16 protein-coding genes, 5 tRNA genes and 1 pseudogene are annotated in these 15,729 nt (G+C 59.8%); 8 read left to right on the top strand and 14 right to left on the bottom strand.

Annotated features, from left to right (window positions below):
- Positions 1–110 precede the first annotated feature (110 nt).
- The 4 genes from NA637_RS20770 to dinB all read right to left on the bottom strand — a co-directional run bounded on the left by NA637_RS20770 (position 111) and on the right by dinB (position 2,724).
- On the bottom strand, positions 111–581 hold the full coding sequence (locus tag NA637_RS20770; protein WP_256074476.1) for a hypothetical protein: 471 nt from the start codon (positions 579–581) through the stop codon (positions 111–113).
- Between the two features lie 303 nt (positions 582–884).
- Positions 885–1,238, bottom strand: a complete 354-nt coding sequence (locus tag NA637_RS20775; protein WP_256074477.1) for a pilus assembly protein MshP — start codon at positions 1,236–1,238, stop codon at positions 885–887.
- A 76-nt stretch (positions 1,239–1,314) separates the two neighbouring features.
- Positions 1,315–1,644: a type II secretion system protein GspJ gene (locus NA637_RS20780; protein WP_256074479.1), complete on the bottom strand. Its 330-nt coding sequence runs from the start codon at positions 1,642–1,644 to the stop codon at positions 1,315–1,317.
- Positions 1,645–1,668: 24 nt separating this feature from the next.
- Entirely contained in the window at positions 1,669–2,724 is a 1,056-nt protein-coding gene (gene dinB, locus NA637_RS20785; protein ID WP_256074492.1) for a DNA polymerase IV, read from the bottom strand.
- Between the two features lie 205 nt (positions 2,725–2,929).
- On the opposite strand from dinB, the pseudogene NA637_RS20790 reads away from it, so the two are divergent.
- The 4 genes and pseudogenes from NA637_RS20790 to NA637_RS20805 all read left to right on the top strand — a co-directional run.
- Positions 2,930–3,154 (top strand): annotated as a pseudogene (locus tag NA637_RS20790) (IS1595 family transposase); the annotation flags it as partial.
- Between the two features lie 290 nt (positions 3,155–3,444).
- On the top strand, positions 3,445–3,594 hold the full coding sequence (locus NA637_RS25560; protein ID WP_256074480.1) for a type II toxin-antitoxin system RelE/ParE family toxin: 150 nt from the start codon (positions 3,445–3,447) through the stop codon (positions 3,592–3,594).
- A 12-nt stretch (positions 3,595–3,606) separates the two neighbouring features.
- Entirely contained in the window at positions 3,607–3,921 is a 315-nt protein-coding gene (locus NA637_RS20800) for an addiction module antidote protein (protein ID WP_256074481.1), read from the top strand.
- Between the two features lie 127 nt (positions 3,922–4,048).
- Entirely contained in the window at positions 4,049–4,327 is a 279-nt protein-coding gene (locus NA637_RS20805) for a hypothetical protein (protein ID WP_256074482.1), read from the top strand.
- Between the two features lie 12 nt (positions 4,328–4,339).
- On the opposite strand, the gene NA637_RS20810 is transcribed toward NA637_RS20805, so the two are convergent.
- The 7 genes from NA637_RS20810 to NA637_RS20840 form a co-directional block, all read right to left on the bottom strand.
- A complete protein-coding gene (locus NA637_RS20810) occupies positions 4,340–4,789 on the bottom strand; it encodes an acyl-CoA thioesterase (protein ID WP_256074483.1) in 450 nt (149 codons plus the stop codon).
- 212 nt (positions 4,790–5,001) lie between these two features.
- A tRNA-Glu gene (locus NA637_RS20815) sits at positions 5,002–5,077 on the bottom strand.
- Between the two features lie 46 nt (positions 5,078–5,123).
- Positions 5,124–5,199, bottom strand: a tRNA-Ala gene (locus NA637_RS20820).
- 49 nt (positions 5,200–5,248) lie between these two features.
- A tRNA-Glu gene (locus NA637_RS20825) sits at positions 5,249–5,324 on the bottom strand.
- A gap of 49 nt (positions 5,325–5,373) precedes the next feature.
- Positions 5,374–5,449, bottom strand: a tRNA-Ala gene (locus NA637_RS20830).
- A 165-nt stretch (positions 5,450–5,614) separates the two neighbouring features.
- Positions 5,615–7,096 (bottom strand): glutamate--tRNA ligase, encoded by a 1,482-nt coding sequence (gene gltX, locus NA637_RS20835; RefSeq protein WP_256074484.1) that lies wholly within the window; start codon positions 7,094–7,096, stop codon positions 5,615–5,617.
- A 63-nt stretch (positions 7,097–7,159) separates the two neighbouring features.
- Positions 7,160–8,089 (bottom strand): LysR family transcriptional regulator, encoded by a 930-nt coding sequence (locus NA637_RS20840; RefSeq protein ID WP_256074485.1) that lies wholly within the window; start codon positions 8,087–8,089, stop codon positions 7,160–7,162.
- Between the two features lie 103 nt (positions 8,090–8,192).
- Between NA637_RS20840 and NA637_RS20845 the strand changes: the two genes are divergently transcribed.
- Both NA637_RS20845 and NA637_RS20850 read left to right on the top strand, forming a co-directional pair.
- Complete coding sequence (locus NA637_RS20845) at positions 8,193–9,227, top strand: HlyD family secretion protein (protein WP_256074486.1); 1,035 nt, start codon at positions 8,193–8,195, stop codon at positions 9,225–9,227.
- Positions 9,217–10,767: an MDR family MFS transporter gene (locus NA637_RS20850; RefSeq protein WP_336605507.1), complete on the top strand. Its 1,551-nt coding sequence runs from the start codon at positions 9,217–9,219 to the stop codon at positions 10,765–10,767. Before NA637_RS20845 ends, NA637_RS20850 begins: the two co-directional genes overlap by 11 nt.
- Positions 10,768–10,909: 142 nt before the next feature.
- Here NA637_RS20850 and uvrB read toward each other — a convergent pair whose 3' ends face one another.
- Positions 10,910–12,925 (bottom strand): excinuclease ABC subunit UvrB, encoded by a 2,016-nt coding sequence (uvrB, locus tag NA637_RS20855; protein ID WP_256074487.1) that lies wholly within the window; start codon positions 12,923–12,925, stop codon positions 10,910–10,912.
- A gap of 10 nt (positions 12,926–12,935) precedes the next feature.
- On the bottom strand, positions 12,936–13,229 hold the full coding sequence (locus tag NA637_RS20860; protein WP_256074488.1) for a hypothetical protein: 294 nt from the start codon (positions 13,227–13,229) through the stop codon (positions 12,936–12,938).
- A gap of 31 nt (positions 13,230–13,260) precedes the next feature.
- Between NA637_RS20860 and NA637_RS20865 the strand changes: the two genes are divergently transcribed.
- Together NA637_RS20865 and NA637_RS20870 are read left to right on the top strand one after the other, a co-directional pair.
- Positions 13,261–14,457: an amino acid aminotransferase gene (locus NA637_RS20865; protein ID WP_256074489.1), complete on the top strand. Its 1,197-nt coding sequence runs from the start codon at positions 13,261–13,263 to the stop codon at positions 14,455–14,457.
- 54 nt (positions 14,458–14,511) lie between these two features.
- Positions 14,512–14,641 (top strand) — tRNA-Asn (locus NA637_RS20870).
- A 104-nt stretch (positions 14,642–14,745) separates the two neighbouring features.
- On the opposite strand, the gene NA637_RS20875 is transcribed toward NA637_RS20870, so the two are convergent.
- Positions 14,746–15,498, bottom strand: coding sequence for an FKBP-type peptidyl-prolyl cis-trans isomerase (locus NA637_RS20875; protein ID WP_256074490.1), 753 nt, complete (start codon positions 15,496–15,498; stop codon positions 14,746–14,748).
- Positions 15,499–15,729 lie beyond the last annotated feature (231 nt).

The following is a 15,729-nucleotide window of genomic DNA, read 5'->3' on the forward strand; positions in this document are numbered from 1 at the left end:
GTTTTTTTTCAACGAAGTTTTGGCTGAAAGGGCAGATTTCAGGGGCTGTTATCGCAGAAAACACCGGGAAAAGGCTAGGCTTCATTGCGATGAATCGACGAGTTTCCCATTTATTTCAATGAGATATTGGTTTTCGTCCAAGCACTACCTAGCAACGGGTTTACACCGGGTGCGGCATTGGTGCACGCCTTGAGGGTAATCGCATGCGGGCTGCAGCTGTGCGCGCCTGCGCCGGTGACGAATTCAAAGTGATCGATCGCAGCAGTATTCGTTCCGGCCGTCTCGCAGAGATCGTCATAGGTGAAATGCGCCGCTGCTTCGTCATCGTAGATGAGTTCATCCTCGGGCTTGGTGTCGATGCTCCCATCAGCCGTCAGCGCACCTTCTATACGTGTGCCTGGATTGACTTCGGCATCGCCAGTCACATAGAGCAACGCATTCACGGAGTTGTCAGTTCCGATCGTCAGCTTGCCACGAACCACGATCAGCAGATCGGCAGCCGACCCACCCGGATTGATCTCGGTATGCGGTGCAAACTCCAGATCGCCATCAACGAAGATCCGCACGGGCTGGCCGGGCATAACGGAGATTGTCTTGTTATTGGCCAGCTTTCCGCTTTGATAAAAGCAGTCGCGCGAGCTTGTGTATAGGTTGTGCCATTTGAGGGGAAAGCGACATAGTCCTTCCCCTCCATGACAGACAGATCCAGCCGGGCACTGGCCCCTGGCGTAGCGTCCCGGGGAAATACGTTAGAGCACAGAGCCGCTGACACCGCCGGGCTGGATAGAATTCCGAGACCGAACAACACCAGTAGCAGGCATTGCCTGATCCGCGCCGCCAACCGCGCGCCCTGGTACGGCCCCAGCCAGGCACACCTGCCATCATCAATTCTCCTTCTCCACGACCGCATTCACCTGGCGAAAGACGTAGTCAGGGCTATCTGCCGTGGCGAACGCTGCCGTAGCTTGAATCAAAAGGAAAACCACAGCGTGGCCTTCTTCTGGCAGGTGAGTCGCAGCCGTAGGCTGGCAGCTCACCGCGACGCTAAAGCTATCCAGTGCGAATGTTTCGCTGCAACCCTGACTGGCCAATGCCCGAGCGATACCCCATTCGATACCTGCCCGCGCGGCTTGATAAGCGCGTGCCTGTTGGATGGAGAGACTGTTGGTGGCGGTCTGCGTTACTGCCATTCGCGCCCCTGCCGCAATCAACCCGGCAATCACGATGATCAGAAACATCGCCGCGACCAGACCGAAGCCTTGTTGGCGCAAGCCTCGCGGGACGCAGGGCCGCGACCGGGCCCTGAAGAGAAGATCAGGGTGCGTTATCGACATGGACCTGTTGCACCAGGGTAATGGTCTCGCCTTCCTTGCTTAGCGACAGCCGCAAGGTGACGAGTCCGTTGCGGGTATTGCTGCCGGGAACGTAGGAAAAGGTGCATCCAGAGAGTGAATCAACAACCAATGCCTCGCTGCCGTCCGATCCATCAAGGTTGTTCGATACCGAACGAAACAACCTGCCACGGTCGCAGCGGTACGCCACTCGTCGCCAGAGCGCGTCTGAAAAAGCCGCGCCGGAAAAGTGGCAGCTTTGGCCACGCCGCAACAGCTGAAGCAACAGACGTACCAAAAGCAGGGTGGACATCGACGGATGGCCAACGGACGGCGATCAGAACAACCGCAACTGCTCGAAGCCGCTTCGCAGGTCGATCAAACGAACCCCGACGCCAATCAACCGCACCGGTCGCTTGCCACGGGCAAAGGCGCCCGCCAGGAGGTCAGAATAGTCCTCAAGCTCCAGTCCGGCACCGGATTGTTCGAGGGTCGTCTGGGTGAAGTCATGGAACTTCAACTTCACGAAAGGCTTGCCGGGCCGGTAGCCACTATCGAGTCGCGCCATTCTGCCGGCGAGTTGCTCGAGCAGCTCCGGAAGTCGCTCAAGGCAGGCGGCAAGATCTGGCAAGTCGCGCTCGTAAGTGTTCTCGACACTGACCGACTGGCGCCGGCTCTCGACCTGAACCAGGCGCTCGTCGATTCCATGCGCCAGCCCCCAGAGTCGCTCACCGAACGAGCCGAAATCCCGGACCAGATCAAGGCGCCTCCAGCTACGCAGATCAGCGCAGGTGTGAATGCCCATGCGCTTCAGCTTCTCCGCCGTCACCCGGCCGACACCATGGAGTTTGGTGACCGGCAGAGCGAGTACGAAATCGTCCACCTGATCCGGGGTAATCACCAACAGACCGTCCGGCTTGTTCCAGTCGCTGGCGATCTTTGCCAGAAACTTGTTAGGCGCAACGCCCGCTGAAACCGTGATGCGCAGCTGCTGCCAGACGCGCCGGCGGATGTCCTGGGCAATGCGCGTGGCGCTGCCGGCAAAATGCTCGCAGCCACTCACATCAAGAAAAGCCTCGTCGAGCGACAAGGGTTCGATCAGATCGGTGTAGGTCCGGAAAATCCCGTGGATTTCGCGTGAAGCTTCCTTATAGGCATCCATCCGCGGCCGCACGATCAGCAGATCCGGGCACAGCTTCAGCGCATGACCGGAGGCCATCGCGGAGCGCACGCCGTATGCGCGTGCTTCGTAGTTGCAGGTTGCAATAACGCCGCGTCGATCAGCCAGGCCACCAACCGCGATGGGCCGGTTGGCAAGACTGGGATCGTCGCGCATCTCGATCGCGGCATAGAAGCAATCGCAATCGACATGGATGATTTTTCTGGACGGGATAACGGTAAGAAACTCGTGACTGGATTAAACCGCCGCTCCCCTTGAACAACCCCATCAAGAGCGAAGCGGGCCGCACGGCATTATGGCCGATCCGGGTCGCCCCGAGGACATTGCGAGGATGAGTGGATAAGCGAGCCGTCGACTCCATCCGATCACTTCTGCGGAACCCTCTCGGAACCGGCGCATGCCCGGAAAATTCATTGTATTTGCACAACTGAACAAGCCATTCGGGCGACAAACCAACCACGCACTGACCGGAACGTTCCATGCGTTCAATCTCAAGCATGCGCCATGCTATCTGGCCGAGTTCGAGTACCGGTTTAACCGCCGCTCCGATCTGCGCTCCATGACAGAGCGGTTCGGCTACTCCGCTCTGAGGAAGACACCCATGCCATACCGACTCCTCAAGTTGGCTGAGGTTTATACGTGATCAGGAAAGCGAATACATCTTCGAGTATTTGCGCATCCAAGATGCCCAGCGTTTCGCAGTCAGTATCTGGCACGAATGTCGCGCCTGGCTGGTAATCGGCAGCATACGCATCAGTCTTGCACCCCCTCAATTGTCAATTATAATGAACAAATGAAAAGCATCCAGACCACAGTCATTTTCGATACTTGGTATGCAGACCTACGTGACCGCCAGGCGCGTTCCCGGATCGCCGTGCGCATCAGTCGCCTGGCTGACGGCAACCCGGCCAGCATCGCAATCTGGCGAACGGAGTGTCGGAACTGAAGATCGACTACGGACCCGGCTACCGGGTGTACTGCGTCGAGCGCAACGGCGTGGCCTATGTGTTGCTATGCGGCGGGGACAAAAAATCCCAGCAGCAAGATATTAAAACCGCGCTGTCCCTTGCGGACGGGGTATGAAGGAGGCCCATCATGGCTAGCACGAAAATCGAAACCCGCCCGTGGGATGTTGCTGAACACCTGCGCGACGAAGAAGACATCCGTCTCTACATCGAAGCCGCCCAGGAAGAAGCGCCCGACGATGCAGCCTTCATGGCAAAGGTGCTGGGTGACGTTGCACGGGCACGCAATATCTCCGAACTGGCTCGGCAAACCGGTATCGCACGGGAGACGCTGTACAAGGTGATGCGTGGCGAGGGCAACCCGACGCTGGACACCATCAGCAAACTCGCCCACGCGCTGGGGTTCCGCCTGACACTGCAACCGCTACCAACAGAGCGCGCCTGACAGATCGCAAGTCTCTCTCCAGAACCCTGTCCATTGCGCTATGCGGCTATCCACGAACAATTTCCGGACCACCGAGTCGGAATTCTAGAGGTAGAGCAGCAAACACTTCCTACCCGGAGGATTACCGATGAAGACCTTGAGTATTGCCACTGCCCTTTTCACCAGCCTGCTTGCGACTGGAGCAATGGCCAATCAGGAAGCCATGCAGGACGACAAAGATCTTGGCTTGTCAAGCACCGCCCAGGGCAGCGCAATGAATGAAAACCACCAGCGCGCCAATACGGCGAACATCAATAATGACCCTAAGACCCTCAAGCAGAAGATGGAAAACGAGGTGCAGGACGACTGGCGCGGCGATGCCGAGGAACGCCGCGAGGCAGATGTCAGCAAGCCGGAACAGCGCTGAGCGTAAATGGGGTCAGAGTTCGAGGGGATAAGGCTGCACCAGCGCCTTGCCGTACCCCTCGACAAACTCGCCCGGCATGCGCTTGGGCTTGCCGGTAGACAACTGAATGCAGACGAAGGTGGTTTGCGCACGTAACAGCGTCACCCCGTCCGCCGGCCGGATCAGCTGGAAATTACGTTTCATCTTCAGGCGCTGATCGGAGTCCACGATCCAAGTGCCGAGCTGCAATTGATCGCCCTGATACGCAGCAGCCAAGTAGTCGATCTCGTGCCGTAGCACAGCCATCGCGCGGTCGAGCCTACGGTAGTCAACCAAACCGAGCCCCAGATGCTGCGAGTGCCGCCAGGCGCAGGATTCCAGCCAAGTCACATAGACCGCATTGTTGGCGTGGCCGAGCTCGTCGATATGCTCGGATTGCACGTCAATATCGATGACGAATGAGTCGGCCCGGTCCCAGATCATGCGTACCCTCGCTGTGCAGTGCGCCGCAGGTGCGGTCGAATGCCTATTGGAAGCCACCCACCGCCCGATTGTCACGCCTGCGGGCTGCATCTATGACCCCCCATTCAGCATGCCAGGCCATGTCGCCCTGATGACGATGCTCAAATTGCGGGCAAAACAAAAGGGCCGTTTCGTGAGAAATGACCCTTTGGTGCCCAAAACGGGCAAAAAAATGGCGTCCCCTAGGGGACTCGAACCCCTGTTACCGCCGTGAAAGGGCGGTGTCCTAGGCCACTAGACGAAGGGGACGAAACCTTCGATGAACAGACCGCAACCGCTACGACCTGTCGTGGATTGGTGGAGCTAGACGGGATCGAACCGTCGACCTCTTGCATGCCATGCAAGCGCTCTCCCAGCTGAGCTATAGCCCCGGATTTAATGTCTCTCGACTCGCCCCGCTCTCGCGTTGCGATCTGAATATGGCGTCCCCTAGGGGACTCGAACCCCTGTTACCGCCGTGAAAGGGCGGTGTCCTAGGCCACTAGACGAAGGGGACGCAAAGCCCTTCAAAGGCAACCGGTGTGAACCGGTGTGGCAATCGAGAGTGGTGGAGCTAGACGGGATCGAACCGTCGACCTCTTGCATGCCATGCAAGCGCTCTCCCAGCTGAGCTATAGCCCCATCTCGAGGACGGGGCGCATATTAGGTGCGGCCTCTCGGAGTGTCAACGATATTTTGCCTGACCCCGAAGATTTTTTGACATCAGAACAGATACTTATCGGCGACGAGTGGCAAACGCTGAACAGCTGCGGGACGGCGCCAACCGCGCCCCGAAGCCATCGCGGATCAGGCCATCGCGGCGAAGAGCTTTTCCCACTCCTTCACTTCTTTCTTCGAGGCGCCGCCCAACAACTCCAGCGCCTGACGCAGACGGAAGCGGGTCAGGTCCGGCCCGATGATCTCCATGGCGTCGAGCACAGACACGGAACTGGCCTGCCCGGTGATCGAGGCGAACATCAAGGGCATGACATCACGCAGCTTCAATTCGAGATGCGCCCCAACCGCCTGGATGCATTCGGTGATGCGCTCCTTGTCCCACTGACGCAAGGCTTCCAGCTTCCACAGGGTCAGCTGCAATACCTGACGGACCTGAGTGGCGTCGAGCTTCTTGTGCTCGAACAATGCCGGATCAAGGTTCAGCGCGCCGGAGAAAAAGAAGCCCGCCAATGGCGCGATCTGGCTGAAGGTCTCGACGCGCTGCTGCACGTGGGGCGCGATCTTCATCATGTACTCGGGATTCAACGCCCATTTCTGCACGGCGGCGGCGAACTGCTCGACCGGGAGCTCGCGCAGCCATTGGCCGTTGAGCCAGGACAGCTTTTCGATGTCGAAGACCGGTCCACCCAGCGAGACGCGATTGATGTCGAAGTGCTCGATCATTTCCGCCAGGGTGAATTTTTCACGTTCGTCGGGCATCGACCAGCCCATGCGTCCCAGGTAGTTGAGCATCGCCTCGGACATGAAACCCATGCGCTCGTAGAAGGTTACCGAGGTGGGGTTCTTGCGCTTGGACAGCTTGCTCTTGTCCGGGTTGCGCAGCAGTGGCATGTAGCAGAGCTGTGGCTGTTCCCACCCGAAATATTCGTAGAGTTTGATCAACTTCGGCGCCGACGGCAGCCATTCCTCGCCGCGCAGCACATGGGTGATGCCCATCAGATGGTCGTCGACGACGTTGGCCAGGAAGTAGGTCGGCAGGCCATCCGCCTTCATCAGTACCTGCATGTCCATGCGATCCCAGCCGATTTCGACCGTGCCGCGGAGCATGTCGTTGACCTGGCATATGCCCTCGCTTGGCACCTTCATGCGGATCACGTGCGACTCGCCCGCCGCCATGCGCTGCTGCGCGGTTTCGGCCGGGATGTGCATGCAATGTCCGTCGTAGCGCGGCGTTTCCTTGTTGGCCATCTGCTCGGCACGCACCTGATCCAGGCGCTCGGCACTGCAGAAGCACGGGAACGCATGTCCCTTGGCGACCAGCTCGTCCGAATACTTCTTGTAAATCTCGCCGCGCTCGCTCTGCCGATACGGACCGTGCGGACCACCCACGTCCGGGCCTTCGTCCCACTCGATGCCCAACCAACGCAGCGCGTCATAGATCTGCTGTTCCGACTCGCGCGTGGAGCGCAACTGGTCGGTGTCCTCGATGCGCAGGATGAACTGGCCGCCGTGCTGGCGTGCAAAGCATAGGTTGAACAGCGCGATATAAGCGGTGCCGACATGCGGATCGCCGGTAGGGGATGGTGCGATACGGGTGCGAACGGTGGTCATGATGTTCTCGAATCAAGGCACAGAAAGACACGACGGCTGCGATAGCCGGCTCGGCCGGCTGGGTCAGCGCGGGTAAAGGCGCGATGTTAACAGGCGCGCATCCACCGGCTCCACCAGACGGCCTTGCGCAACCGGCAACGACTGCATCAGAAAATCAAGAAACGCCTTGACCTTCATCGCCTGAAAACGTCGCGAGGGATACACCGCATACACCTCGCCGATCGGCAGATCGACCTCTGGGAGAAGCTCGACCAGATGCCCCTCACGCACCTCCTGGTCGGTGATCATGATCGATAGCGCCGCGATACCTGCGCCCGCCAGTGCAGCCTCGCGGGCAAAGGTGATGTTGTTGCAGGTCAGCATCCGGCGGCAGCTGACGTTCTGTTCGAGGATCGGCCAATAGCGCACGGGGTCGCGCGACAGAGTGATCGCGCGGTGGCTGGCGAGATCCTCCGCCCGCGTGGGCACGCCATGCTGGGCCAGATAGTCCGGACTGGCGCAGAGTCGCCGCCGGGTCTCGAAGAGCTTGCGTCCGATCAAACTGGAGTCCTGAGGCTGTCCCACCGAGATGACGATGTCGACACCCTCTTCTACCGGGTCGATGTGCCTCGATGCCAGTTCCACTTCGGCATTGATCTCCGGATACAAGCGCATGAAATCACCCAGCACTCGACCCAGGATCCACTGACCGAATTCGATCGGCGCGGAGATTCGCAGCAGCCCGGCCGGCGCCTGCTGCAATTGCATGACGGCCTGCTCGGCTTCGGCGAAATCGACCATGATCTGCCGGCATCGCTCGTAGTACGCCTGCCCCACTTCGGTCAACCGCAAGCGGCGTGTGGTGCGGTTGATCAACCGCACGCCTAATCGCTCTTCGAGCTGGGCGATACGCCGACTCACCGTTGACTTCTGCATGGCCAGGCTCGAGGCCGCCTGGGTAAAACTGTGGCACTCGACCACACGAGTGAAGATCAGCGCATCATCCAGACCCATTGCATTGTTCCGTATACGCAACAAAGTTTCGCAATTGTAACGGGTTATGACTCAAGCGGAACACTGCTAGATTGCCCGGCTCACTCCGCCGATGAGCGACTCCATGCCCGCCCAGCTGAAACGCCGATTGTTCATCTTCGCTGCCCTTGTGCTGCTGGTCGCAGCCGCCTTCTTCGCTCAGTGGTATTTCGTGGGTCGCCATTACGAACACACCGACAACGCCTACGTACAAGGTGAAATCACCCGAATTTCCAGCCAGCTCGCCGCGCGTATCGAACAGGTCCACGTGCAGGATAATCAGCACGTGCAACCAGGTGATCTGTTGGTCAGCCTTGAGCCAGGCGACTTCCGCCTCGCCCTGAAACAGGCCAGGGCCAACCTGGCGATTCGTGAAGCTGAACTCACCCAGGCACGCAGCCGCCTGACGCAGCAGAGCAGCCTGATCGCCTCCAGCCAGGCTTCGGTTGGCGCGGCTCAGGCAAATCTGGAACGCAGCCAGACGGACCTGTCGCGAGTCGAAGCGCTACGAAAGCCCGGATTCATCTCGGAAGAACGCGTCACCACGCTGTCTGCCGACGCGAAGGTCGCCCGCTCGCAGCGACAGAAAGCCGAAGCCGACCTGGCGGCGCAACGCCAGCAGGTCGACGCGCTGGAAGCGGACGTCAAACGTCTGGCAGCGCAAATTGGCAGCGCCCGAGCCGAAATCGAGCAAGCCGAGCTGAACCTGGGCCGTACGGCAATTCGCTCGCCTATCAGCGGGATCGTCGGGCAGCGTTCGGCGCGCAACGGCCAATACGTGCCGGTCGGTGCCTACCTGATGTCGATCGTTCCCGACGAGGACATCTGGGTGCAGGCCAATTTCAAGGAAACTCAGATTGGCCGGATGCGGGTTGGACAACACGCCGAACTGACTTTCGACACCTACCCGGACACGCCCATCGGTGCCCAGGTGGAAAGCCTGTTCCCCGCCTCCGGCGCGCAGTTCAGCCTGCTGCCGCCGGACAATGCCACCGGCAACTTCACCAAGGTGGTGCAACGGATTCCGGTCAAGCTGACCTTTGCCAGCGATAACCCGCTCAAGGGCCGTATCCGCCCCGGCATGTCGGTGGACGTGAAGATCGACATCCGTGGCCGCTGATGCCCTGATCCGTCCGCTCGGCGAGCCTAGCCGACGCGACTGGATTGCCGTGATGAGCGCCATGCTTGGCGCCTTCATGGCGGTGCTGGATATCCAGATCACCAATTCTTCGCTGAAGGACATCCAGGGCGCATTGTCCGCCACGCTGGAGGAAGGCTCCTGGATTTCCACCTCCTATCTGGTGGCGGAAATCATCATGATTCCGCTCACCGCCTGGCTGGTGCAGCTGCTCTCGGCGCGGCGCCTGGCGGTCTGGGTATCGATCGGTTTTCTGATCTCGTCATTGCTCTGTTCCTTTGCCTGGAACCTGGAAAGCATGATCGTGTTTCGCGCCCTGCAGGGTTTCACCGGCGGCGCGCTGATTCCGCTGGCCTTCTCGCTGACGCTGATCAAGCTGCCGGACCATCATCGCGCCAAGGGCATGGCGCTGTTTGCCATCACCGCGACCTTCGCACCCTCGATCGGGCCTACGCTGGGCGGCTGGCTCACCGAAAGCTGGGGTTGGGAATACATTTTCTACATCAACGTGCCGCCCGGGCTGCTGATGATCGCGGGCCTGCTGTACGGTCTGGAGAAAAAGCCGCCGCACTGGGAGCTGCTGAAAAGCACGGACTACGCGGGCATCGTCACGCTGGCGATGGGGCTGGGATGCCTGCAGGTATTTCTCGAGGAAGGACATCGCAAGGACTGGCTGGAATCGACCCTGATCGTCCAACTGGGTTCGGTGGCCGTGGTCAGCCTGATTCTTTTCGTGATCCTGCAGTTGTCGCGGCCCAATCCGCTGATCAACCTGGGAATCCTGCGTGAGCGCAACTTCGGCCTGACCAGCGTCGCCAGCCTGGGCATGGGGCTCGGGCTTTATGGATCGATCTATCTGCTACCGCTGTACCTGGCGCAGATTCAGAATTACAACGCGCTGCAGATCGGCCAGGTCATCATGTGGATGGGCATTCCGCAGCTGTTCCTGATACCACTGGTGCCCAAGCTGATGAAGACCATCCCGCCGAAGCTGCTATGCGCGGCAGGCTTCGCCCTGTTCGGGATCTCCAGCTTTGCCTCCGGCGCACTCAATCCGGACTTCGGCGGCGACCAGTTCCATTCGATCCAGATCATCCGAGCGCTCGGCCAACCAATGATCATGGTCACCATCTCGTTGATCGCCACGGCCTACATCCAGCCGCAGGATGCCGGCTCAGCGTCCAGCCTGTTCAACATTCTGCGCAACCTCGGCGGCGCGATTGGCATCGCTTTGCTGGCGACGCTGCTGGACAGTCGCGCGAAGATCTATTTTGACTATCTGCGCGAGTCGGTGGTGCCGAACAACCCCGCCGTTGCGGAGCGGCTGAGCGCCCTGACTCAGCAACTGGGCAGCGAGCAGGCCGCACTGGGGCGGATCAGCGAGATCACTCATCAGCAGGCGATGATCATGGCGTACAACGATGCCTTCCACTTCGTCGGCATCGCGCTGGCAGTCAGCATGGTTGCTGTGCTGCTGACGCGGCGGCTGCCGGAAAACATGAAGGGTGGCGCCGCGCACTGATGCCGAAGGCAAACATTCGCCACGCGGATCGCGGGCGAACAAGTTCGCCCCTACGGAACCAAGCTGCGGTGAGTGTCCGAGCACGCCCGCACCGTAGGGGCGAAGTTATTCACCAAGGCACCGAGCACTGGTAACCGGGACGTCAAACCTGCAACAACCGCTCGCGCAGCTTGTGGATCTCGTCGCGAGTCTGCGCCGCGGCCTCGAATTCCAGATCGCGCGCATAGGCGAGCATCTTTTCTTCCAGCTGGCGGATCCGTTTGCCGATCTCGCTCGGTGAGCGAAGCTCGTTCTCGTAGCGCGCCGCCTCCTCCGCCGCCTTCGCCTCGCCGCGGCGCTTCTTGCTGCGCGAGCCCGGCACGGTGGCACCTTCCAGAATGTCCTGAACATCCTTGAACACACCCCGCGGGACGATGCCGTTGGCTTCGTTGAAGGCGATCTGCTTGTTGCGCCGGCGCTCGGTTTCGCCCATGGCCCGCTCCATCGAGCCGGTGATCCGATCAGCGTAGAGGATTGCCCGACCGTTGAGGTTGCGCGCCGCGCGGCCGATGGTCTGGATCAACGAGCGTTCGGAGCGCAGGAAGCCCTCCTTGTCCGCATCGAGGATCGCCACCAGCGATACCTCGGGCATGTCCAGGCCTTCACGCAGCAGGTTGATGCCTACCAGGACGTCGAACACACCCAGGCGCAGGTCGCGGATGATCTCCACTCGCTCCACGGTATCGATGTCCGAGTGCAGGTAACGCACCCGCACGCCGTGATCGCCGAGGTAGTCGGTGAGGTCCTCAGCCATGCGCTTGGTCAGCGTCGTGACCAGCACACGCTCTTCCCTGGCGACGGATTTGCTGATTTCCGAGAGCAGGTCATCGACCTGAGTCAACGCTGGCCGTACTTCGATCTGCGGATCCACCAGTCCTGTGGGCCGCACCACCTGCTCGATTACGCGCCCGGCATGTTCCGCCTCGTAAGGCCCGGGCGTCGCCGAGACGAAGATCGTCTGTGGACTGATCGCCTCCCACTCATCGAAACGCATCGGCCGGTTATCCAGCGCCGATGGCAGACGGAAGCCGTATTCGACCAGCGTCTCCTTGCGTGAGCGGTCGCCTTTGTACATGGCGCCGACCTGCGGAACGCTAACATGGGACTCGTCGATCACCAGCAGCGCATCGGCCGGCAGATAATCAAAAAGGGTTGGTGGGGCCTCGCCAGAATCGCGTCCGGACAAATAGCGCGAGTAGTTCTCGATGCCATTGCAATAGCCCAGCTCCATGATCATCTCCAGATCGAAACGGGTGCGTTGCTCGAGCCTCTGCGCCTCCACCAGCTTGTTGTTGCTGCGCAGGTAATCGAGGCGATCCTTGAGCTCCACCTTGATGTTCTCGATGGCGTCCAGCAGGGTCTCGCGCGGCGTCACGTAGTGGCTCTTGGGGTAGAAGGTGAAGCGCGGCAGCTTGCGGATCACTTCTCCGGTCAAGGGATCGAAGGCAGACAGGCTCTCCACCTCATCGTCGAACAGCTCGATACGCACCGCTTCCAGATCCGATTCGGCCGGATACACATCGATCACATCGCCGCGCACGCGAAAGGTTGCCCGGGAGAAATCCATTTCATTGCGGGTGTACTGCAGCCCGGTGAGTCTGCGCAGCAGTTCACGCTGATCCAGACGATCGCCTCGATCGATGTGGAGCACCATTTTCAGGTAGGTCTCAGGGCTACCCAGACCGTAGATGCAGGAGACGGTGGTGACGATGATCGCGTCCGACCGCTCCAGCAGCGCCTTGGTCGCTGATAAACGCATCTGCTCGATATGGTCGTTGATCGAAGCATCCTTCTCGATGAAGGTATCGGACGACGGCACATAGGCTTCCGGCTGGTAGTAGTCGTAATAAGAGACGAAGTACTCCACCGCATTGTTCGGAAAGAAGGCCTTGAACTCACCATACAGCTGGGCAGCCAGTGTCTTGTTCGGCGCCAGCACCAGCGTTGGTCGCTGCACATGAGCGATCACGTTGGCGATGCTGAATGTCTTGCCGGAACCCGTTACACCGAGCAACGTCTGGTGCGACAAGCCGGCCTCGATGCCTTCGATCATCTGCCGAATGGCTTCAGGCTGGTCTCCGGCTGGCTTGAAGCGCGTGACCAATTCGAACTGCGACATATCGACCTCTTCAGATAGCGAGACGACTCGAAAGCTGAATGTTCGAGCCGCCATGGCGGTATTTCCAGACATGCACCTGCCCTGCTGGCGACGCGGCGTACAGCAACCACAACCCTTTCAATGCGGCCCCGCCCGCCAATATCAAGTGCGCAGGCACCGGGCAGACAACGCGCGGCGAAGGCAACGCTTCAGCGGTCCGAAAGCCGGATAAAAACGGTCCTAGCATATCGCGGCACAGGGCCAGTCCCGTTATACTCTTGCCCCGTTTGCGCACCGCCCTCAGCGCGAAGCGAGGGTGCTGCATCAGTCACTTCCTCTCTTCGAGCCTCCCCATCATGAGTTTGTTCTCCGCTGTCGAAATGGCGCCGCGCGATCCGATCCTCGGCCTCAATGAAGCCTTCAATGCCGACACACGGCAGAACAAGGTCAACCTGGGGGTGGGCGTCTACTACAACGAAGAAGGTCGAATTCCCCTGCTGCGCGCTGTGGCCGCCGCCGAGATGGCGCGCCTGGAGCTGAATGCACCGCGCGGCTATCTGCCCATCGAGGGCATCGCCAGTTATGACATGGCTGTACAGGGCCTGCTGTTCGGTGCCGACTCGTCGCTGGCTGCCGATGGCCGCGTGGTTACTACGCAGGCGTTGGGCGGCACTGGCGCGCTGAAGATCGGCGCGGATTTTCTCAAGCGCATGCTGCCCGATGCGGTCGTCGCCATCACCAATCCAAGCTGGGAAAACCACCGCGCACTGTTCGAATCTGCCGGCTTTGCCGTGCAGAACTATAGCTATTACGACGCGGCCAGCCATGGCATCGACCATGCCGGCATGCTTGAAGACCTGAAAAATTTGCCGCCCCGCTCGATCGTTGTGCTGCACGCCTGCTGCCACAACCCGACCGGCGTCGACCTGCAGCCGGAGGACTGGAAGCAGATCCTCGAAGTGCTGCGCGCCAATGATCACGTGCCGTTTATCGACATCGCCTATCAGGGCTTCGGTGACAATATCGAGGAAGATGCCGCTGCCGTGCGCCTGTTCGCCGAATCAGGCATGAGCTTGTTTGTATCGAGCTCGTTTTCCAAGTCATTCTCGCTATATGGCGAGCGCGTCGGCGCCCTGTCGATGGTGACCCGAAACCGCAACGAGTCGGCCCGAGTCCTGTCACAGATCAAGCGCGTGATCCGCACCAACTATTCCAACCCGCCAACCCATGGCGCGACCGTGGTGTCTGCCGTGCTCAACAGCCCTGAACTGCGCGCCATGTGGGAAACCGAGTTGGGCGAGATGCGCACCCGCATCCAGGACATGCGTCTGAGCATGGTTCGCCAGCTGGCTGAAAAAGGCGCCAAGCAGGATTTCAGCTTTGTTGCCAAACAACGCGGGATGTTCTCCTACTCCGGCCTCACCGCCGCCCAGGTCGAGCGTCTACGGGTCGAGTTCGGCGTCTACGCCATCGGCACCGGCCGCATCTGCGCGGCCGCACTCAACCACAACAACCTGGACCACGTGACTGATGCGATCGTGCAGGTCCTCTGAGCTGCCGAGGGGAGTTGACTTCCCCTTAGTTATCATTAGGATACGCACCGCTGTTCCGCGATAGCTCAGTCGGTAGAGCAAATGGCTGTTAATCATTGGGTCCCTGGTGATTCGCTTCGCTCACCCCTTCGGGGCCGCGCTGAAGCGCGTTCTGCTGCGCAGTCGAGTCCAGGTCGCGGAGCCAAACTCAAAGCCTCGGTTCATACCGGGGCTTTTTTGTGGTGCGCCAGGCATGGCGCACAACAGAAACGCCCCGCATTTGCGGGGCGTTCACAGAACAACGAAAGGTTATTCCTTGGCAGCCTCGACAGCCTCTTCAACTGCTTGCGGTGGAGGCGTCGCCTCACCTTCTTCACCCTTGATGCCCAGGAGCTCAAGGTCGAAGACCAGAACGGAGTTGGCAGGAATCAGCGGGCTCGGGCTCTGCTCGCCATAGGCGAGTTCGCTCGGGATATACAGCTTGTACTTTTCGCCGACATGCATCAGTTGCAGGCCTTCGACCCAGCCTGGAATCACGCCGCTGACAGGAAGATCGATTGGGCTGCCACGCTTGATCGAGCTGTCGAAGACCGTGCTGTCAGTCAGGCTGCCCTCGTAGTGGACAGTGACGACATCATCCGGACCCGGCTGGGCACCGTCGGCCTCTTTGATCACTTCGTACTGCAGGCCAGATTCAGTGGTCTTCACACCTTCACGCTTGGCGTTTTCTTCCAAGAATTTGTTGCCGGCTGCGACGGCTTCCTTGTTCATTTCGACCATGCGCTCTTCGGCACGAGTCTGCAGATAAGCGAAGGCTTCCATCAACTCTTCATCGGTCAGCTTCTGATCCTTCTTGCCGATGGCATCATCGATGCCTTGCGCGACGGCCGTCGAATCCAGATCAGCCAAGCCTTCCTGTGCCAGGCTCTTGCCCATATTCAGGCCGATGCCATAGGAGGCTTTCTGCGCTGGCGTTTCCAGCTTGGCGCTGGTTTCCGAATCACAGCCCGCCAGGACCAGGCCAACCAGCGCTATCGCCGACGCCAAACGTTGAGGTCTCATTCTGTTTCCTTATTACCCAAGAAATGGTGCAAAAAACATTGCCGGAGCTTAGCAGCGAGCTCGGACAGTGGCTACCGAGCTCACTGCGCTAATAGGTAAAGACAGTGAAAAGTACAGAAGTGCCGCACGAAACGGCGAGACAGACGGAAGTGAAATTAGAAGGACAAAAAAAGCGACCCTAAAGTCGCTTTTTTCGGGCCATCAAGGCGTTCAGTGGTCCTTGATGGAAAA

The organism is Stutzerimonas stutzeri, assembly GCF_024448935.1.
GTDB classification, from domain to species: Bacteria; Pseudomonadota; Gammaproteobacteria; order Pseudomonadales; family Pseudomonadaceae; genus Stutzerimonas; species Stutzerimonas stutzeri_AO.

Excerpts from the sequence above, each read along its gene's own strand:
- NA637_RS20770 (WP_256074476.1), bottom strand. The coding sequence starts at position 581 with ATGCCCGGCCAGCCCGTGCGGATCTTCGTTGATGGCGATCTGGAGTTT.
- NA637_RS20775 (WP_256074477.1), bottom strand. The coding sequence starts at position 1,238 with ATGTTTCTGATCATCGTGATTGCCGGGTTGATTGCGGCAGGGGCGCGA.
- NA637_RS20780 (WP_256074479.1), bottom strand. The coding sequence starts at position 1,644 with ATGTCCACCCTGCTTTTGGTACGTCTGTTGCTTCAGCTGTTGCGGCGT.
- NA637_RS20800 (WP_256074481.1), top strand. The coding sequence starts at position 3,607 with ATGGCTAGCACGAAAATCGAAACCCGCCCGTGGGATGTTGCTGAACAC.
- NA637_RS20805 (WP_256074482.1), top strand. The coding sequence starts at position 4,049 with ATGAAGACCTTGAGTATTGCCACTGCCCTTTTCACCAGCCTGCTTGCG.
- NA637_RS20810 (WP_256074483.1), bottom strand. The coding sequence starts at position 4,789 with ATGATCTGGGACCGGGCCGACTCATTCGTCATCGATATTGACGTGCAA.
- gltX (WP_256074484.1), bottom strand. The coding sequence starts at position 7,096 with ATGACCACCGTTCGCACCCGTATCGCACCATCCCCTACCGGCGATCCG.
- NA637_RS20840 (WP_256074485.1), bottom strand. The coding sequence starts at position 8,089 with ATGGGTCTGGATGATGCGCTGATCTTCACTCGTGTGGTCGAGTGCCAC.
- NA637_RS20845 (WP_256074486.1), top strand. The coding sequence starts at position 8,193 with ATGCCCGCCCAGCTGAAACGCCGATTGTTCATCTTCGCTGCCCTTGTG.
- uvrB (WP_256074487.1), bottom strand. The coding sequence starts at position 12,925 with ATGTCGCAGTTCGAATTGGTCACGCGCTTCAAGCCAGCCGGAGACCAG.
- NA637_RS20860 (WP_256074488.1), bottom strand. The coding sequence starts at position 13,229 with ATGCAGCACCCTCGCTTCGCGCTGAGGGCGGTGCGCAAACGGGGCAAG.
- NA637_RS20865 (WP_256074489.1), top strand. The coding sequence starts at position 13,261 with ATGAGTTTGTTCTCCGCTGTCGAAATGGCGCCGCGCGATCCGATCCTC.
- NA637_RS20875 (WP_256074490.1), bottom strand. The coding sequence starts at position 15,498 with ATGAGACCTCAACGTTTGGCGTCGGCGATAGCGCTGGTTGGCCTGGTC.